At 54.6% G+C, this 18,402-nt stretch carries 5 protein-coding genes; 4 read left to right on the forward strand and 1 reads right to left on the reverse strand.

From position 1 onward, the window contains the following. Window positions 1-7: 7 nt before the first annotated feature. The 4 genes from Dpoa2040_RS03140 (at window position 8) to ccrA (ending at window position 16,315) form a co-directional block, all read left to right on the forward strand. On the forward strand, window positions 8-8,113 hold the full coding sequence (locus Dpoa2040_RS03140) for a type I polyketide synthase (protein WP_168640265.1): 8,106 nt from the start codon (window positions 8-10) through the stop codon (window positions 8,111-8,113). Further along, complete coding sequence (locus Dpoa2040_RS03145; RefSeq protein ID WP_168640266.1) at window positions 8,113-14,490, forward strand: type I polyketide synthase; 6,378 nt, start codon at window positions 8,113-8,115, stop codon at window positions 14,488-14,490. Before Dpoa2040_RS03140 ends, Dpoa2040_RS03145 begins: the two co-directional genes overlap by 1 nt. Before the next feature lie 50 nt (window positions 14,491-14,540). Continuing rightward, complete coding sequence (locus tag Dpoa2040_RS03150) at window positions 14,541-14,972, forward strand: PaaI family thioesterase (protein WP_168640267.1); 432 nt, start codon at window positions 14,541-14,543, stop codon at window positions 14,970-14,972. Window positions 14,973-15,121: 149 nt separating this feature from the next. Next, window positions 15,122-16,315, forward strand: coding sequence for a crotonyl-CoA carboxylase/reductase (ccrA, locus tag Dpoa2040_RS03155; protein ID WP_168640268.1), 1,194 nt, complete (start codon window positions 15,122-15,124; stop codon window positions 16,313-16,315). 449 nt (window positions 16,316-16,764) lie between these two features. Here the strand turns inward: ccrA and Dpoa2040_RS03160 are convergent, their stop codons facing one another. Next, a complete protein-coding gene (locus tag Dpoa2040_RS03160) occupies window positions 16,765-17,679 on the reverse strand; it encodes a LysR family transcriptional regulator (RefSeq protein WP_042873798.1) in 915 nt (304 codons plus the stop codon). Window positions 17,680-18,402 lie beyond the last annotated feature (723 nt).

Below are 18,402 nucleotides of genomic sequence, written 5' to 3' on the forward strand. Positions count from 1 at the left end.
AATCGTTATGAATACTGTACACCTGCCCTTGATCCTTTCTGGCGAATCCGAGTCGGCGCGCGCCATTGTAGCCGAGCGCTTGCGTATTACACTTGAATCGTTATCCGACGATGAATTAGCAACGTTTTGCCTGCATCAATTCACCCTCCCACATGCAAAAAACCGTAGTGCTGTTTTCGCCACGGATAAAGCCGGATTGATCAAAGGGCTGACGTCCCTCGTGCAGGGCCGTGCGGCGCGCAACGTGTTAAGCGGGAACGCCGCTGTGGGTGCCAACCCGGTTCTGGTTTTTTCCGGTCAGGGACCGCTGTGGCCGGGAATGACCAGCGAACTACTCAACACGCTGCCTGTTTATCGTCAAAGCGTGAACGAAAACGGTGCAATGTTGCAACCCCACCTCAACTGGAACCCCGCCGATGCGCTGGCGGCAGGCGAGTTTTTCTTCCGTCAAAAACACATCCAGCCAATACAGTTCACCCTCTCCTCCGCACTGGCAGATACATGGCGAGCGTTTGGCATCAGAGAATCCGCCGTAGTCGGGCATTCCGTCGGTGAAGCGGCAGCGGCCTGCTGCGCAGGCTATTTAAGCCGGGAGGACGCAGCCAGACTGGTCGCATTATGGGGGCAAACCCTCACGCGTATCGAAGGTCAGGGCGCGATGATATCGGTGGCGGCTTCCGTTGACGACATCACGCCTTTACTCAACGAGTCAGACGGCAGACTGGCGGTTGCCGCAATCAACAGCACTAAAAGCGTAACATTAAGCGGCAGCACGGCAGACACCGACGCCATGCTGGAAAGATTAACCAAAGCGGGATTCTGGACCTGGAAAGTACCGGGAGGAGAGGTAGCAGGCCATTCCCCTCAGATAGACATACTAAAAAATGAGGTACTGGAACAGGCACCGCGCAATATTCTCTCTTCGGCGCAGACGGCCTACTACTCCTCCGTAACCGGTACGCGCTATAACAACAGCGATTTTCAACCGGACTATTGGTATCGCATCCTGCGAGAACCGGTTTTGTTCGAAAACAGCATCCGCGCCTTGATTAACGACGGACATCGTCTTTTTATTGAAGTCAGTCCGCACCCGGTGTTGGCGACCGTCATTGAAGAGCATCTGCGCGCCGCCGGCGTTCAGGGCGCCGCTATTACCACACTCGAACGCCGGAAAAATGATCGGGAAAGTTTCCTTCATGCCCTGACGCACGCGTTTATTAACGGTGCACCGGTTGACTGGAACCGCGTGTTTACTCAACTGCTCCCAGAGCACGCGGCCCCCGCCGCGCCCACAACCAACGAGCCCCTTTTGCTTTGCGATAGTCCGGTTAACACCGAACCCAACGACGAGATCGATCAGTTGGCGTTACGCGATCACAGCCCATCGGAACAATACGACATCCTGCTGGGCCTGATATCGCGCGAAATCGAAACGCTGTTGGGAAAAACCTTTTCCTCAGACATGCAGGCGTTCCGTGAGATTGGATTTACCTCGTTAAACGTCGTTGAGTTTTCACGCGGACTCAGCATCGCCACAGGGCTGTCGCTGCCCTCCACGCTGCTCTACGATCACCCCACGCCGCGCGCATTGAGCGAATACCTGAGACAAGCGCTTGGTTTATCCTCATCCGATGACGGCGAGCATAATGCGTTGAATACACGCCATCACAACGAACCTATTGCCATTATTGGTATGGCGTGCCGCTATCCGGGCGGCGTGAACAGCCCTGAAGCGCTGTGGGATCTGGTCTTTGAAGGGCGCGATGTCATCGGTGATTACCCATCTGATCGCGGATGGGACGTCAAAAACCTGTACGATCCACAGCCGGGCCGCCCTGGTAAAATTTCCACGCGCACCAGCGGCTTTTTGTATGAAGCGCCGCTGTTCGACGCCAGGTTCTTTGGTATCTCGCCGCGTGAAGCCCTGACGCTGGAACCCCAACAGCGACTGCTGCTTGAGGTTTCCTGGGAAACCATTGAACGCGCGGGGATAGCGCCTTCGGATTTATACGGTTCCAATACCGGGATCTACGCGGGCATCATGGCGACAGAGTATGGTTCCCAGATTCAACATGCCGCAGAGGAGGTTTCAGGCTACGGCTATATGGGAACCGCAACCTGCGTGGCTTCCGGCAGGGTGGCTTATAGCCTCGGTCTACACGGGCCGGCGGTCACCATCGACACCGCGTGCTCCTCCTCGTTAGTCGCCATCCATACCGCTTGTGAGGCACTGCGCAGCAACGACTGTAAACTGGCATTGGCAGGCGGCATCACCATTATGCCGACGCCCGGCGTACTCATCGATTTTTCTCAACAACACGTGCTCGCGCCGGACGGGCGATGCAAAGCGTTCTCCGCATCAGCGGATGGCGTGGGGCTATCGGAAGGCATCGGTATGTTACTGCTGGAGCCGCTTTCTCTGGCGCAGGCGAACGGACATCCGGTGCTTGGCGTGATCCGCGGCAGCGCAGTCAATCAGGACGGCGCCTCCAACGGTTTGACGGCGCCCAACGGCACCGCTCAACAGCAGGTCATCCGTCACGCACTGGCTAACGCGGGTCTGACGCCTCAGGATATCGATGTTGTCGAAGCACACGGCACCGGCACCCGGCTCGGCGATCCGATAGAAGCGAATGCGCTGATGGCGACCTATGGCCGCCAACGCTCGGCTGAACGCCCGTTGCTGCTGGGGTCGATTAAATCCAACATCGGCCATACGCAAGCCGCCGCCGGGGTTGCTGGTGTTATCAAAATGCTGATGGCCTTCCGCCACAGTATGCTGCCGCGCAGTCTGCACATTACCGAGTCTTCCCATGAAATCGACTGGTCAAGCGGTGCGATAAGGCTACTCGCGGAACCTCAACCCTGGCCGCCAGTCGGTGATCGGCCTTATCGCGCTGCGATCTCCTCGTTCGGCGTCTCTGGCACCAATAGTCACCTTATCGTGGAACAGCCGCCGGTATTGACGCCAATTAGCCGCATCCATGCCGAAACCGCTGCCGCACCCCAGAACCTGCTCTGGCCGATTGCGGCAAAAACCGATACTGCGCTGCGTAAAAAAGCGGCGCAGTTGCGGGAGTATCTGCTTAACAAACAAGATGTTGATCCTATCAATGTCGGCTACTCACTGGGCATTTCACGCAGCCAGTTCCCCTGTCGCGCCGCGGTGAGGGGGCAATCCAGAGAGGTATTGCTAAAAGGGTTGCTGGCGCTTGAAAACGGGCAGGATTACCCGACATTAACCGTCGGCGCTTCAGCGGCCAACGAATCAGGCAAATTACTCTTCATTTTCCCAGGGCAAGGTTCGCAGTGGCCGAAAATGGGGATGGAACTGTATAACGCGTTTTCCGTTTACCGACAGGCTATCAATGAGGTTGATAGCGCGCTGCGCGCTTATGTTGACTGGTCGCTGATTGACGTCCTGCACGCTAATCCCGACACGCCGCCTTTAGACCGCATCGACATCGTACAACCGGCGCTTTTCGCGGTGATGACCGCACTGGCGCGCCTGTGGCAATCTTTCGGATTTACTCCGCACGCCGTCGCGGGGCACTCTCAGGGCGAAATTGCCGCCGCTTATATCGCGGGCGCGCTCTCGCTACAGGATGCCGTAAGGATCGTGGCGTTACGCTCGCGGCTGATGCTCAGCCAGTCAGGACATGGCGCAATGGCTATGATCGGCCTGTCTGAACAGCAGACCCGCGCGTTCCTCTGTGCGGATGACGGGGAAATTACCCTGGCGGTCTTCAACAGCCCGACCTCAACCGTGGTTTCAGGCGATGCCAGAGTAATCGAAATGCTGCTGCGTCGTTGTAAAAAAGAGCAGATTCGGGCTAAACGGATTGCGGTTGATGTCGCAGGGCACTCGACGCAGCTCAATACCCTGCGCCCGATTCTGATGGAGCTATTCTCCGAGCTGAAGCCCGTCGCAACACACATTCCTTTTTACAGCACCATAGACGGTTACTCCCCCGATGCGCCGCTGCCAGGCGCCATGCTCGATGCCAAATACTGGTGCGACAACCTGTGCCGCCCGGTACGTTTTTTCGACACGATACTGGCATTGAGCAAAAATGGTAAAACGACTTTTCTGGAGTGCAGCCCGCACGCGGTATTGCTGCCCGCACTGGAAGAAACGACCGATAATACGGCAACGATTGTCAGTTCGATGCAACGAGACAAACCCGCCGTTGAGTGCCTGACGCAGGCGATGGCGCAGTTGTACGTCAGCGGGCATAACATCAACTGGCGGGCGCTCCACCCCACCGCCAGCCTCGTGGATATTCCTACCTACCCTTTCGAGCATCACCATTACTGGCTTACCCCACCTGCCGTCGGCAATGTCGCCACCGTTGGACAACGCCCGGCGGAGCACGCGTTGCTGAGCGCGATAGTCGATCTGCCGGACGATGCAGGCGTACTGCTGACCGGGCGAATCGGACTCGCCGGCCATCCCTGGCTCGCCGACCATGCCGCGACCGGCGTGGCATTGGTTCCCGGAACCGCGTATCTGGATATGGTTCACTACGCCGCGCAGCTCACGGACTACCACGCGATCACCGAACTGGTCATTCAAACCCCGCTGGTACTGCCCGAACAAGGGGAGTTGGACCTGCAACTCAGAGTAAGACGTCCAGACGAACAGGGGCAACGCGCCGTCACGCTGCACGCCCGGCATCATCACGACGAAGACCACGACGCCTCAGCGTGGACGCTGCACGCCACTGCGCAATTACAGCGCGACGCGCCGGGGCTGGAACGTCCGTTCGACAACGCAGACTGGCCGCCGGTCAACAGCGAACCGCTTGATCTCACCCGCCTGCATCAACGGCTCTACGCTGCCGGATATGAATATGGCTCCGCCTTTAAAGGGCTTAGCGCCGCCTGGCGCGACGGCGATGATGTGTATGCCGAAGCCAGCCTGCCGGAAGCGCTGTCAACAAACGGATACCTTTTGCACCCTGCGTTGCTCGATGCCCTGCTCCATACCATCGCCCTGCCTGAAGACGACGGCGCGACGGCGCTGCGGTTGCCTTTCGCCCTTAGCGGCATCACGCTGACCGACGAACAGCCACGCCAGTTGCGTGCGCGCCTGCACCTGAAAACCAACGATACCGTTAGCCTGATTGCCACCGATGAGGCAGGCGCAACGGTGATTGCCATCGAAACGCTCACGTTACGGGAAACCACACGAGACAAGCTGCGCGAGCAGTTACGCATCCAGCCGCAGTATGATCTACTGCGCACCATCTGGAGCGCGTTACCCGGCGCGTCTAAAGTCAGAGAAGCGCCCCCGGCCACCAGTTGGGCGTTACTGACAACCGATCCCAGCGACGCCGGCCTGCCGGGCATTACCGCTCACTACCACACATGGTCGGAACTCACCGCCGTGCGGGAATCAACCACTCCGCCGTCGGTGCTGGTGTGGCGGTTACCGAATACCGGCGGCATGGACACCGACGATGTGCCACGCGCGGCACGCACACTGTGCGAACAGGTTCTCAACCTGCTCCAACGCTGGCTGGCTGATGAGAGCATGGCGACTACCACGCTGCTCGTTATCACTCAGCACGCGACGGAACAGGGCTTCCATGAACATGTGGATGTGGCCCACAGCGCCGCGTGGGCGCTGCTGCACTCAGCCCAGAATGAAAACCCTGGCCGCATCGTGCTGCTTGATACCAATCGTCCTCTCACCGATACCGCATTGCTTCATGCAGCGCTGGTCAGCGGTCGCTCACAGTTCGCGGTGCGTCAGGGCCAGTTGCTCATTCCACACCTTGGCAGAACGGTAACAACCGGACTGCTCAGCCCTCCCTGCGAGAGCACGCTGTGGCGTCTGGATATTTCGGATACCGGGAATCTCGACAATCTTAGGCTGAAGCCCGCTCCTGAAGCCGGCGCAACGCTGGGCAAAGGGCAAATTCGGCTCAGCGTGCGAGCGGCCGGCATCAATTTCTATGACATCGTGTGTGCATTGGGGTTAATCGCGCCGCAGCATGAATTCGGCACCGAAGCCGCCGGTGTCGTCATGGAAGTCGGGCCGGAGGTAACAGGCTTTAACATCGGTGATCGCGTGATGGTACTGACCGAAGGCGCTTTCGGTCCGACCGTTATCGCTGACCAGACGATGACCTTCCACCTGCCTGAGGACTGGACTTTCGCGCAGGCCGCCGGCGTCCCCATCGTCTTTCTCACCGCGTATTACGCGCTAACGCAACTCGCCTCGCTGCGTTCAGGCGAGCGCGTATTGATTCACGCGGCGGCGGGCGGCGTCGGTCAGGCCGCGATCCAACTGGCTCGTCATCTGGGGGCGGAAATATTCGCTACAGCGCACCCTGACAAATGGCCGGTGCTGCGTCGGCTCGGCATTCCTGACGATCATATCGCCAGCTCACGCAGCCTTGAGTTCGCCGAACAATTCCGTCCGTTACTCAATGGCAAAGGGCTTGATGTGGTGCTCAATTCCCTGAGCGGCGAGTTTATCGATGCCTCAATGTCGCTGATGGCCTCACAAGGCCGCTTTATCGAGCTGGGTAAAACCGATATTCGTAAGGATTTCCCTGCCTGTCTGACTTATCACTACCTTGACCGAGCGGACCACGATCCTGAACAGACTACGGCGATGCTTAGCTCGTTGTTATCGCTGATGCAAGCGGGATCGTTGGCACCATTGCCGGTCACCGCCTTTGATATTAAAGAGGCGATACACGCCTTCCGGCTAATGCAGCAAGGCCGACACACCGGCAAAGTGGTGCTGACGTTCCCCCAACCGCTCAACCCCAACGGCACGGTGTTGATTACCGGGGGAACAGGTACGCTGGCCGGGTTGCTCGCCCATCATCTGGTGGACTCGCATCAGGTCAAACATCTGATACTGGCCAGCCGCAGCGGCCTTCGTGCCGCTGGCGCAGCGCAATTGAAAACGGAGTTGGAAAACGCGGGAGCGATGGTTGAGATCGTCGCCTGCGACATCACCGACCCGCTGGCGCAGGACAGGCTACTTGCGGCAATTCCGGCGGCACATCCACTGACTGGCGTATTTCATACCGCAGGCGCATTGGCTGACGCCACCATTGCCAATCTGACGGTGGAGAGCCTTGATACGGTATTTTCACCTAAGTCAGACGCAGTCTGGCACTTACACCAAAAAACCCGTACTGACGACCTCGCGGCGTTCGTTCTCTACTCATCCAGCGCCGGGACGTTGGGCAGCCCAGGTCAGGGCAACTACGCGGCGGCGAACAAGGCGCTGGATGCCATCGCGCATAACCGCCGTCGGCAAGGGTGGTGCGCCACATCCCTCGCCTGGGGGTGGTGGCAACCGGTCACCGGGTTGTCGAGCCAGCTCAGCAGTACCGACAATGCGCGTATCGCCCGCACCGGTCTGGCCCCGATCACACCTGAACATGGGAATGCGCTGGTCGATGCGGCGCTGGCATTGCCTTACGCCGTTTATACCGCTGCGCCGCTAAACCCGCAGGTGTTGCGTAAAAATGCGCAATCGGGACGTCTCCATCCGTTATTTGAACGGTTGGCGGGGCCGGTGGACACACGTCGAACGCAATCAGGCGGCGAAAAAACACCTGACCTGCGCCAGTCGCTGTCCACACTGGAACCCAGTGCGCGGCTCAAACAGCTACAGGCCGTCATCGCCGATAACATGGCGGGCATCCTTGGCCTGGAAAACGGCTCGCTCCTCGCGCCAGATCAGTCATTTAAAGAGAGCGGTATCGATTCGCTGATGGCGCTGGAGTTACGTAACCGTCTGACCGCCGCATCAGGCCTGCGTCTGTCGGCGACGCTGACTTATGACTATCCAACCCCTACCGCGTTGGCTGAACATCTCGATGCAGAGCTGTTCTCCGGGCAGGATGCAGCAACACGCGAATCCCTCACGGAAACGGACGAGTTACGCCTTCACCAGCGCATTGCGGCCATTCCGCTTGCAAGACTGCGCAATGCCGGATTGCTGGACGAATTACTTCAGATAGCAAACAGCATAGAACCGGTGGAGCAAGTGCCGGTCAATCCTCAGCCTCAGGTAGCAGATATCGAATCTGCAAGTCTGGATGAGCTGGTGTCTATGGTGATGTCCGACAGGAAAAAATGATGACGCCTAAACCAACCCCTCGCGCAGCAGTGCAACAAGATATCAAAACCGCCATCACTGGTGGGGAAACCGCCGATCCGCGTCTGGTCGAAGCGTTACGTCATAGCCTGTTGCTTAACGAACAGCTGAAACAGCGTAATCAGCATTTGACCGCGGCGGCGCGTGAACCTGTCGCCATTATTGCAATGGGCTGCCGCTTGCCCGGCGGTATCCACTCTCCCGAACAGCTTTGGCAACGGCTGTGCGATGGCGAGGAAACTATCGGTCCCTTCCCCACAGACCGGGGATGGAATCTTGATGCGCTATTTGAACAGCGTCCTGAACTCAACGCGGTTGCCAACGCCTGGAAGGGCGGTTTTCTGGAAGACGCAGCGGGCTTTGACGCCAGCTTCTTCCGGATATCTGACCGCGAGGCGCTGGCGATGGACCCCCAACAACGCTTACTGCTCGAAGTCAGTTGGGAGATTCTGGAGCGCGCCGGCATCATTCCCGCCACGCTAAAAAATAGCCAGACCGGGGTATTTATCGGCGCGACGCACAATGGTTATCTCAGTGACATTGAGCGGCGTAACCCCGCCGCCGACGGCTATCGCTTACAAGGCAGCCTGAGCAGTATCAGTTCTGGCCGCATCGCTTACGTGCTGGGGCTGAACGGTCCCGCTATTACGGTAGACACCGCCTGCTCTGCGTCTCTTACCGCGATTCATCAGGCCGTTCACTCCCTGAGAAGCGGTGAATGTTCACTGGCTCTCGCTGGCGGCGCAACCATTATGGCGTCGCCGGAAGTCTTCGCCGAGTTCACCCGTCAAGGCGGTCTCGCCGCTGACGGCAGGTGTAAAGCCTTTTCCGACCATGCCGACGGCACAGGGTTTTCCGAAGGGGTTGGGCTTATCTTGCTGGAGAGGCTCTCCGATGCAGTACAGGCCGGCCATAGCGTGCTGGCGGTGATTCGAGGGAGCGCGATTAACCAGGATGGCGCCAGCAATGGGCTGACTGCGCCAAGTGGTCCCGCTCAGGAGCAGGTTATCCGTCAGGCGCTGAATAATGCGGAACTGACCTTTTCCGATATCGATGTTGTAGAAGCGCACGGCACCGGCACCACGCTTGGCGACCCTATCGAGGCGCACGCGCTGCTCAACACCTATGGTAAACATCGGCCCGACGATCAACCGCTGTGGCTTGGCTCGCTGAAATCCAACATCGGCCATGTCCAGCTCGCTGCCGGCGTTGCCAGTATGATTAAAATGGTGATGGCGCTTCAGCACGGACGCCTGCCCAAAACCCTACATGCCGACATGCCGTCTCGCAACATAGACTGGTCGCGCGGCAACGTTAAATTGCTTAACGCAGCGCGAGACTGGCCCGATACCGGGCGTCCTAAACGGGCGGCGGTGTCATCATTTGGCTTTTCCGGCACCAACGCACACCTCATTCTTGAGCAAGCCCCACCGCCTGCACCGCCAGCCGAGTGTACGCCGCCTGAAAGGGCGCTCCCCGTTCCCGGCATCGCGCTGCCGTTGTCTGCGGCTTCATCGGCAGGGCTGCGTGCCCAGGCCAGACAGCTGCATACATGGATTAGCCGGGATACCGCGCCCGACCTCGCCGCCGTCGCCTATACGCTAGCGACCACCCGCACCCACTTTGACTACCGCGCCGTGGTGAGCGCGGAAGATCGTAACGGCGTGCTCAACGCACTGGAGGCGCTGGCCGTTGAGCGCTATGCGCCCGGCGTCACTCAGGGCGTCCGTGCTACATCAGGCAACGTTGCATTTCTTTTTACCGGACAGGGCGCGCAGTGGGCGACAATGGGACAAACACTATACCGCCTGTCCCCGGTCTTTGCTGATGCTATCGACGAAGTATGCCGGCACCTCGACCCCCTGATGCCTCAACCAGTTAAAACCGTGATGTTCGCCGACAAAGGCAGCGCCGACGCCGCACTACTAGACCGAACCGATTTTACTCAGGCCGCGCTTTTCGCTTTCGAGGTTGCGCTATGCCGGACGGTCATGCACCTTGGCGTGCATCCTGATGTACTGACAGGCCATTCGATTGGCGAGATCGCCGCCGCTTATATTGCCGGCGTGTTTAATCTCCCCGATGCCGCCACCTTCGTGGCAACCCGTGGGCGGCTGATGGAAGCCATTACCGCCGAGGGGACAATGGTCGCCATTGAAGCCAGTGAAGCCGACATCCTGCCGTTGCTGAAAGGGCACGAAGACCAGGTGGTGATCGCCGCGATTAATGCGCCTTCATCCGTGGTGATATCCGGCGGCACAGACCAGGTGCTGCATATCGCAGAACAGTGGCAGGCACACGGTTACCGTACGCACCGCTTAACAACCAGTCACGCGTTTCATTCGCCACACATTGATACCATCCTTGATAGCTTGCGCAATACACTGTCAACCCTGTCGCTTCATGCTCCCGCCATTCCGATCATTTCCACGGTGACCGGCACGCGGCTTACTAATGAACAGGCGTGTTCCGTTGACTATTGGACGCATCAGGCCCGCCACGCGGTACGCTTCGGCGCAGCCATTCAATGGCTTCAGGTGCACAATACCGTCACCGCGCTGGAAATCGGCCCAGACGGCGTGCTGGCGGCGCTGGGACGAGCCAGTACCGGTAGCGAATCCGGCACGGCGTGGATCGCCTGCTTGCGCAAGGAACGGGACGAATGGCGTTCTTTCTTCGCCGCATTGGCCAGGCTGTACGCACAGGGTCAAGCGCTGGACTGGACTAAATTACTCGCCCGAACGCCGCCCGTGCCGCTGCCCACCTACCCTTTCCAGCGGCGTCGCTATTGGTTGCAGGCTCCGCCAGCGCAACCGACATTCGGCGGAGGATTATTCGCACTTAACCATCCGTTCCTGCACGCCGGCATCAGCCTCGCTGATCAGCAAGGCTGGATTTTTACCGGGCAACTGGACGCGACAAAGCAACCGTGGTTACTGGAGCACAGAGTCGGCGATGTCGCGGCAGTGGCCGGCACCGTAACCGCCGAACTGCTGCTTTATGTCGGTGAACAACTAGGCTGCCAACGCCTGGACGATCTGTTCCTGCATACCCTGTTACCGCTGGAGAAACAGACTACCGCCCAGATTCAATTGCGTATCAGCGAACGGAAAGCGAATGGTGGGCATCAGGCCGACGCCTATTTCTACATTTCCAGTCCCGAACACGTAGCGGATAAGACACCGATCTGGCAACGCTATGCAACTTGCCACCTTATGCCAGACGACAGCCCTGCGCCACACTGGCCGGATTTACATCCGTCACACTGGCCACCCGCTGATGCCAAAGCCATTGATTTCAGCCCGCTCTATGAGCAACTTGCTGAACAAGGTGTGGTGCTCGGTGAATCTTTCCAGCCACTTACCCACGTTTGGGAACGTCACGATGAATACTATATCGAAGCGATACTCTCCCCTATTCACGGAGAACGGTCAGGAGACTTCATACTGCACCCAATAATACTGGATGCGGGAATGCAGGCGGCATTAATCGAAAACCTGACCCTGGAAACAGAAAATAGTCGGCCCCGATTGTTTTTCCTCACCAGTGGTTTACGTACCTATGCCAGAGGCGTACAACGCCTCAGAGGGCATGTGGTGCGAAAAACCGCAACGCCGTCACTGGATTATCGGGAATATGCATTACGACTCGCGGATGATAGCGGGCGTGCTGTCGCCACCGTTGACTCCCTCATACTGAAATCGCCAAGCCCCCAACGAACGCAGCCGCAGCGACCTCCGTTTTATCGTCTGGCATGGCGTGAGATTGATGCAGATTCGGCCACTACCTCGCTGAAACTGCGCTGGATTGTTGTACAAGACCGCGTGCAGGCGCGCTTATCAGATAAACTCAAGCAGTACGATGATTGCACTGTCTATGCCGATGTTCACCCTATGCTGAACAGCTTCTCGCCGCAGCCGGGCGATATCGCGGCATTCATCGCGCCACAAACCGACAACGCTCATGAGTTTTTCGCCCCTCATCCGACATACCGCGTACTCAGCGCCCTGCAAGCCTGGCTCAGGGAGCCGCGTACCACCGCCACCCCGTTCCTGGTGGTGACACAACGGGCAGTGGCAACGGATGACGATGAAAATGTCCCGAATCTGGCGCAATCGCCGTTATGGGGGTTGCTGCGTACCGCACAGTTGGAATATCCGGGGCGCGTCTTCCTGCTCGACATTGATGATGCAGAAAACACCTCATGGCCGTTGATAACAGCCGCGATTAACACCCTGCCGCATGAGCCGCAACTGGCGCTACGCAACGGAAAAATACGCGCGCCACGGCTGGTGAAAACCGCCAGCGACAACGATCTTGCCGCTCCCAGCCACACCGCCCAACCGAAAAAACCGTGCCGCAACCTCAACCCTGACGGCACTGTGCTGATCACCGGCGGCACTGGCGCGTTGGGGAAAATCGCCGCGAAACATCTGGCTGAGCATCACGGTGTCCGCCATCTGCTGCTTGCCAGCCGACGGGGGATGGATGCGCCGGGTGCGGCGGTTTTACGTCAGGAACTCGCCGAGCTTGGCGCACAGGCGACTATCGTCTCCTGTGATGCTGCTGATTCAATTGAAGTGGCATCACTGCTCAACACCATACCCGCAGCACATCCGCTCACTGCGGTTATTCATACGGCGGGAAACGCGGATACGGCAATGCTGGATACCATGAGTACGGAGCAGCTAGACAACGTATTGCGCGCCAAAGCCGTTTCCGCCTGGCATCTGCACCGGCTCACCCGGCATGACGATCTCGCGGCATTCGTTCTCTACTCTTCTGCTGTCAGCATTCTTGCGCAACAAGGGCAGGGAAACTACGCTGCCGCCAACGCCTTTCTGGACGCACTGGCGCACCATCGGCGCCACTGTGGCCTTCCTGCCACCTCGATGGCCTGGGGGATGTGGGCCGAACGCTCAGAAATAATGGGAGAACAGTTTGGTAGCGACGATATCCAACAGATTATTGATACCGGGCATATCCCGCTTTCTCGTACACAAGGTCTTGCTTTCCTTGATGCCGTTATCGGCGCGCAAGGAGTGAATCATTCACCGTTGTTGATACCCGCGAGTTTGAATCTGCAAGCGCTGCACGGGCAATGCGCCGCCTCGCTATTAACAGAGGTATTCTTACACCACTCAGCATCTCAGCGTAACGTCGCCCCATCGCAACAGATCGCCAGCATGTCGGAACAGCAACAACTGCCCTACCTGCTTAAGGTGATAATTCAACACGCGGGAGAGGTGCTAAACCATCCCGATTCCAGTGCCATAAGAACCGACGGAGAATTCATCACGCTGGGATTCGACTCGCTCACCTCGGTGGAAATGGGTAGTCGATTATCACTTTTGCTTGGCATTCACATCCCCGCGACGGCAATTTTTGCTCATCCGACACCGCAAGCGCTGGCTCAATTTTTACTGAGCCTGCTGGTTGGAGAAAAACATGATCCCCCGACAACAGAGCACGCCGAACCAAAGCAAAACACCGGTGGATTCTATCAGCTGCTACGGCAAGCCGTGCAGCAGGACATGACGCAGGAAGGGCTTAACGTGCTGGCCGGAGCGGCGCGTCTGCGCGAACATTTCTCGCACCAGCAGCATAACCAGCACGCGCCGGAAACGGTATGGCTGCGCAATGATCGGGAAAAGCCGCTACTGATTTGCCTTAACTCCTTCATTCCCGCTGCGGCGGATTTAACCTATCAACGCTTAAGCACGGCCTTACGTGAGCAGTACAGCATGTTGACCGTTCCGCTGCCCGGATATCATGGCGAACCACTGCCTGCCACCGACTACGCCGCGGCCACGGCGCTGGCCACGGCAGTGGAGAACAGCGCGGCGGGACGCGATTTTACGCTGGTCGGCTTCTCAACCGGCGGGCTGGTCGCCCATGCCGCCGCCCATCAGTTGGAAGCTCGTGGTCTACAAGCCAGAGCGGTGGTATTAATCGACAGCTTCCCGCCTTCTGCCATGAGCGAAATCGCAATGGGAGAGGTATTACGCACATGGCTTTCGACCCAAGGCGAATTCTGGTCAGACGGCGATAATGAGATGACGGCAATGGCCTGGTATCTCGAACTGTTCGGCCAACGGTGGACGCCCGCCCACCTGAAAACACCGACATTAATGCTGCAAGCCGAAGCGCATCCTGCTTACGTGCAGCCGCAGCGTTGGGCGAATCAATGGCCGAATCTGGTGAAAAGCGTCATAACGCCAGGGAGCCATTTCCAGCTCCTGACGGAATATGCCGTCCATACAGCAAAAAATTTATCTGACTTACTCCGTGAGACAGAAAAAACCGCGTCGAAAAAGCAGCGGTACAGCAAAGAAAAGCCGAAAAACAGCACAGATTAAAAACGCATAAGACATTCCCGTTAAGCAATTCAATCTGCAGGAGAAGAGCTATGATTGAAAATGAACTGACATCTATTTTCAATGATTCGGTTTTATTCAAGACGCTGGGATTTTCGATTATTGATATAAAAGATAATTCCATCGTCATGACGATAAATGACAATAACCCCTGCCATGAAGGCGGCTTTGGCGCACTCACTTCAATCGGTATTAACGGTGCAGTAATCAGCGCGGCGCTGGAATCGGCAATCGGTTTATGTGGATTTAACACCCTGGGTCGAAAACCTGCCGGAGTGATTGAAATTTCAGTAAAAATATTACGTATAATACGTAAAAAACCCTGTCGTATCGAGGCGCGTGTAGATATTAAAAATAATCACATCGCTTTTATTTCAGCCACGCTATTCAGCGCACATGGCGGTATTTGCGCAACGGGAGCAGGCATTGTATTAAAAAGTAAAATCAATGAAGGAATAGCATGAGATAGCGCCAATCAACATCTAACCAACCTGATTTTTATTTAATTTAGTGGAGCGCCGCCCACGGCGATTCACGGATACGTTATGACCATCAAAGCGATCTGATAAAAAACAGATTGATAGCACTTATTCATTTCACCAAGGAGTTCAACATGACGACAAATTTTTCTGTTCCTCAAGAGATGAAAGCATATCTGATTCGGCCAGAACGTTACGGCGATCCTCTTAGCGCGATTCAACTGGAAACTATCAGCATTCCCAGGTTATCGCCTAATCAGGTTCTCATCAAAGTGATGGCGGCAGGGCTGAATTATAATAATGTCTGGGCGGCATTAGGGAAACCTGTCGATGTTATCTCGGTACGCCGTAAAAGAAACAAAGACGCCGAGCCGTTTCATATTGGTGGTTCAGAAGCCGCAGGTATTGTTTATTCCGTTGGTCATCATGTCAGTAATGTTAGCGTGGGCGATGCCGTGGTGGTTTCATGCTCAGTATATGACGCGACCTCACTTGAATCTCGCCTCGCAAACGACCCGATGTTCACCCGCAGTCAGGAAATTTACGGCTATGAGCGGAATTACGGATCATTCGCGGAATTCACCATCGTCGAAGATTATCAATGTTTCCCTAAGCCCGATTTTCTCACCTGGGAGGAAAGCGCGACGCTAATGCTGAATGGTCCCACCGCCTACAAGCAGCTCACTCACTGGACGCCGAATAACGTCAAACCGGGAGATGCCGTCCTCATCTGGGGAGCCGCAGGCGGTTTAGGCTCATTATCGGTACAAATTGTGAAAGCCCTCGGAGGACTCCCCGTCGCAGTCGTGTCAAGTGAAGAGAAAGGAGAATATGTCCGCAAGCTTGGCGCCGTAGGGTATATCGTCAGGAAAAAATACTCACATTTTGGCCGACTTCCTGATGTGACGTCCGATGAACATACGTCATGGTCCAGAACGTTCGCCAGTTTCAGACGCGATTTCTTTAACGCATTAGGAAAAAAAGAGCTTCCCCGGCTGGTCATTGAACATGCCGGGCAAGATACGTTCCCTACATCGCTGCAAATTTGCGATCACTCCGGTATGGTCGTCACGGTTGGAGGCACCTCCGGCTACAATTGTGATTTTGATGTACGCCATTTATGGATGCATCAGAAAAGGATACAAGGTTCTCACTACGCCAATCTCCATGAGTGTAATGAGTTTCTTCATCTTGTTAATCAACAAAAGATTATACCAACAATGAACAGGGTCTTTGATTTTGATGAAATACCTTACGCTCATCACCTATTATTAAACGGAAGAATATTCGGAAATGCAGCGGTGCGGGTCAATCCCTCCGCTTCTTAAGCTGTTTTAGGCATTGTTCATGAAAAATTGATCATGACAAATCGCTCACAACGAGTTATTTATAATAATAAGAAACCTTGCTTGATATAAAGCATTATCGAAGTCGAATCATCACTTTTCATTAACGACACTAAACACATTAGCCTGCGTAAATTAATGCACCAATGGTAGACCGTTTATCTGGATGTCAACAATACCAACAGAGGAAGGGTTGGTTATTTCTTTTGATTTCACCAGAATAAAGTAACGTAACTCATCCCCAGCGACAAATCGGCTGATGCCGATTTGAACGCTGCAGGCAAGCTCCGAAATCCGAAAGCGTCAGGTGATGAAATAAACCAACACTACTGCAACCCGGATATAAACAGCGACTATTTTCTGACACGTCCCTCTTTTACATCATTTCCTGTAGACGTGAAACACGTCAAAATTAAAAATCACAAAACACATCAGTTATTAAAATAGAGATTTATTATACTTTTATCCGACAAATCGACCTTGATATACTCCAATAAAGAAAATATATTATCATCCATGTGATTCTTCTTTTTTAAAAAATAATACCCCTTACCAGAATAGAACGCACATTTAAATGGGGTTGATAAAATACCTCTTATCACCTCATCAAAAACCATGCTGACATCAACAATAGCGACGCCTAATCCTTTAATTGCAGCACTAATTGCCGAATCCATAGATTCAAACTCATACTTATTGATAATCTGGAATTTTTCCTTCACCCCAGCCTCTTCACACCAAAAAAACCAATCTAACTCCTTAGATTTCACATAGATAAGATCAATTGAAATTTTCTCATCCGTTTCAAAAAGATATAACAATTCTGGTGCCACTACGGCAATCAGATATTCAGAGGATAACAAGGTATGATCCCATTCATCAGAAAATCTGCCATCTCCATAGATGATAATCCCGTCGTGAATTTTTAAATCAACAATGGAATGAGAAAATTCATCATTTAACGTTTCAACATTAACCATTGGAAAGCCACCTTGATTTTTATACTTCTTAAAAACAGGGATGAGCTGACGTAAAGCAAAAGTACAAGGCGAGCTAATATTCAGCACATTTCCATCATGATGAATATTCTCACATGCCTTGCTGAGTATCCCGAATGCACGTTGCAGATCTTCAGCCAAAACCTCCCCCTCTTTAGTCAAAAAAATCTTTGGTCCCTTACGGTAGAAAAGCTTTCTTCCAAAAAAAACCTCTATATTATTAATATGCTTGCTAATAGCACTTTGTGAAATTAATAGCTCCCCAGCAGCTAAAGTAAAAGATTGATGCCTGGCTGCCGATTCAAAAGCTTTTAATGCATAAAGAGGGGGAATCCTGGTCCAATCCATCTATTTACCTCAATTATTATACATTTGAAAGCACGATAGTTACCTCTGCGAATTTAAGCACACCACCATAAGAACAATCTCAGAATAAGAACAGTCTCAAAAACTAATCATGAAAAAAAAGAATAGTATCAATGAGTATTTTCCCTTTTTTAATTGGGGAAGTTTAGTTTATAAAGTAATTAAAGCGAGGGTTATGAGCTCACAAAACTCAGATAAGTCAAATTATCGAAAATTAATAAGAGCCATTGTATGAAAGTTAATTATGACCCACCTCTCATTTTTTAGAAAACACGTACATTGCATTTTATAAAATGGGGAGCACGAAGTCAGGGGAATCACCGATGCGGGGTGTATGAATATAATAACGCGTACCGCCATCAATCACTGAATGACCTGACACTGAAGCCTTCAGCGCTTTGCAATCCGCTCATCAGCATAACATTCATTCAAGTTTTTAATGTTATCTATGAAGTGTCCTGTTTACGGCACAGTTTAGGAAACCGTGGCCCAAACTCAACCGGTCTTAGCATCGCAATCATCTTGTTATCAAGCGTGATAGTTCCAACAAGAAACCATCTGTATTCCGGTTAGCCAGCATCCCTTACCAGCCTTCCCGACAAAAAAATCACACACGCCTGAGAGCGGACTGCAATGAAAAAGCACAAAATCAGTTATAAAACAAATACATTAATACCTTTCCCTTCCACCAAACAAGGGAAATAA

Source organism: Dickeya sp. CFBP 2040, from assembly GCF_012273755.1.
Taxonomy (GTDB): Bacteria; Pseudomonadota; Gammaproteobacteria; order Enterobacterales; family Enterobacteriaceae; genus Dickeya; species Dickeya poaceiphila.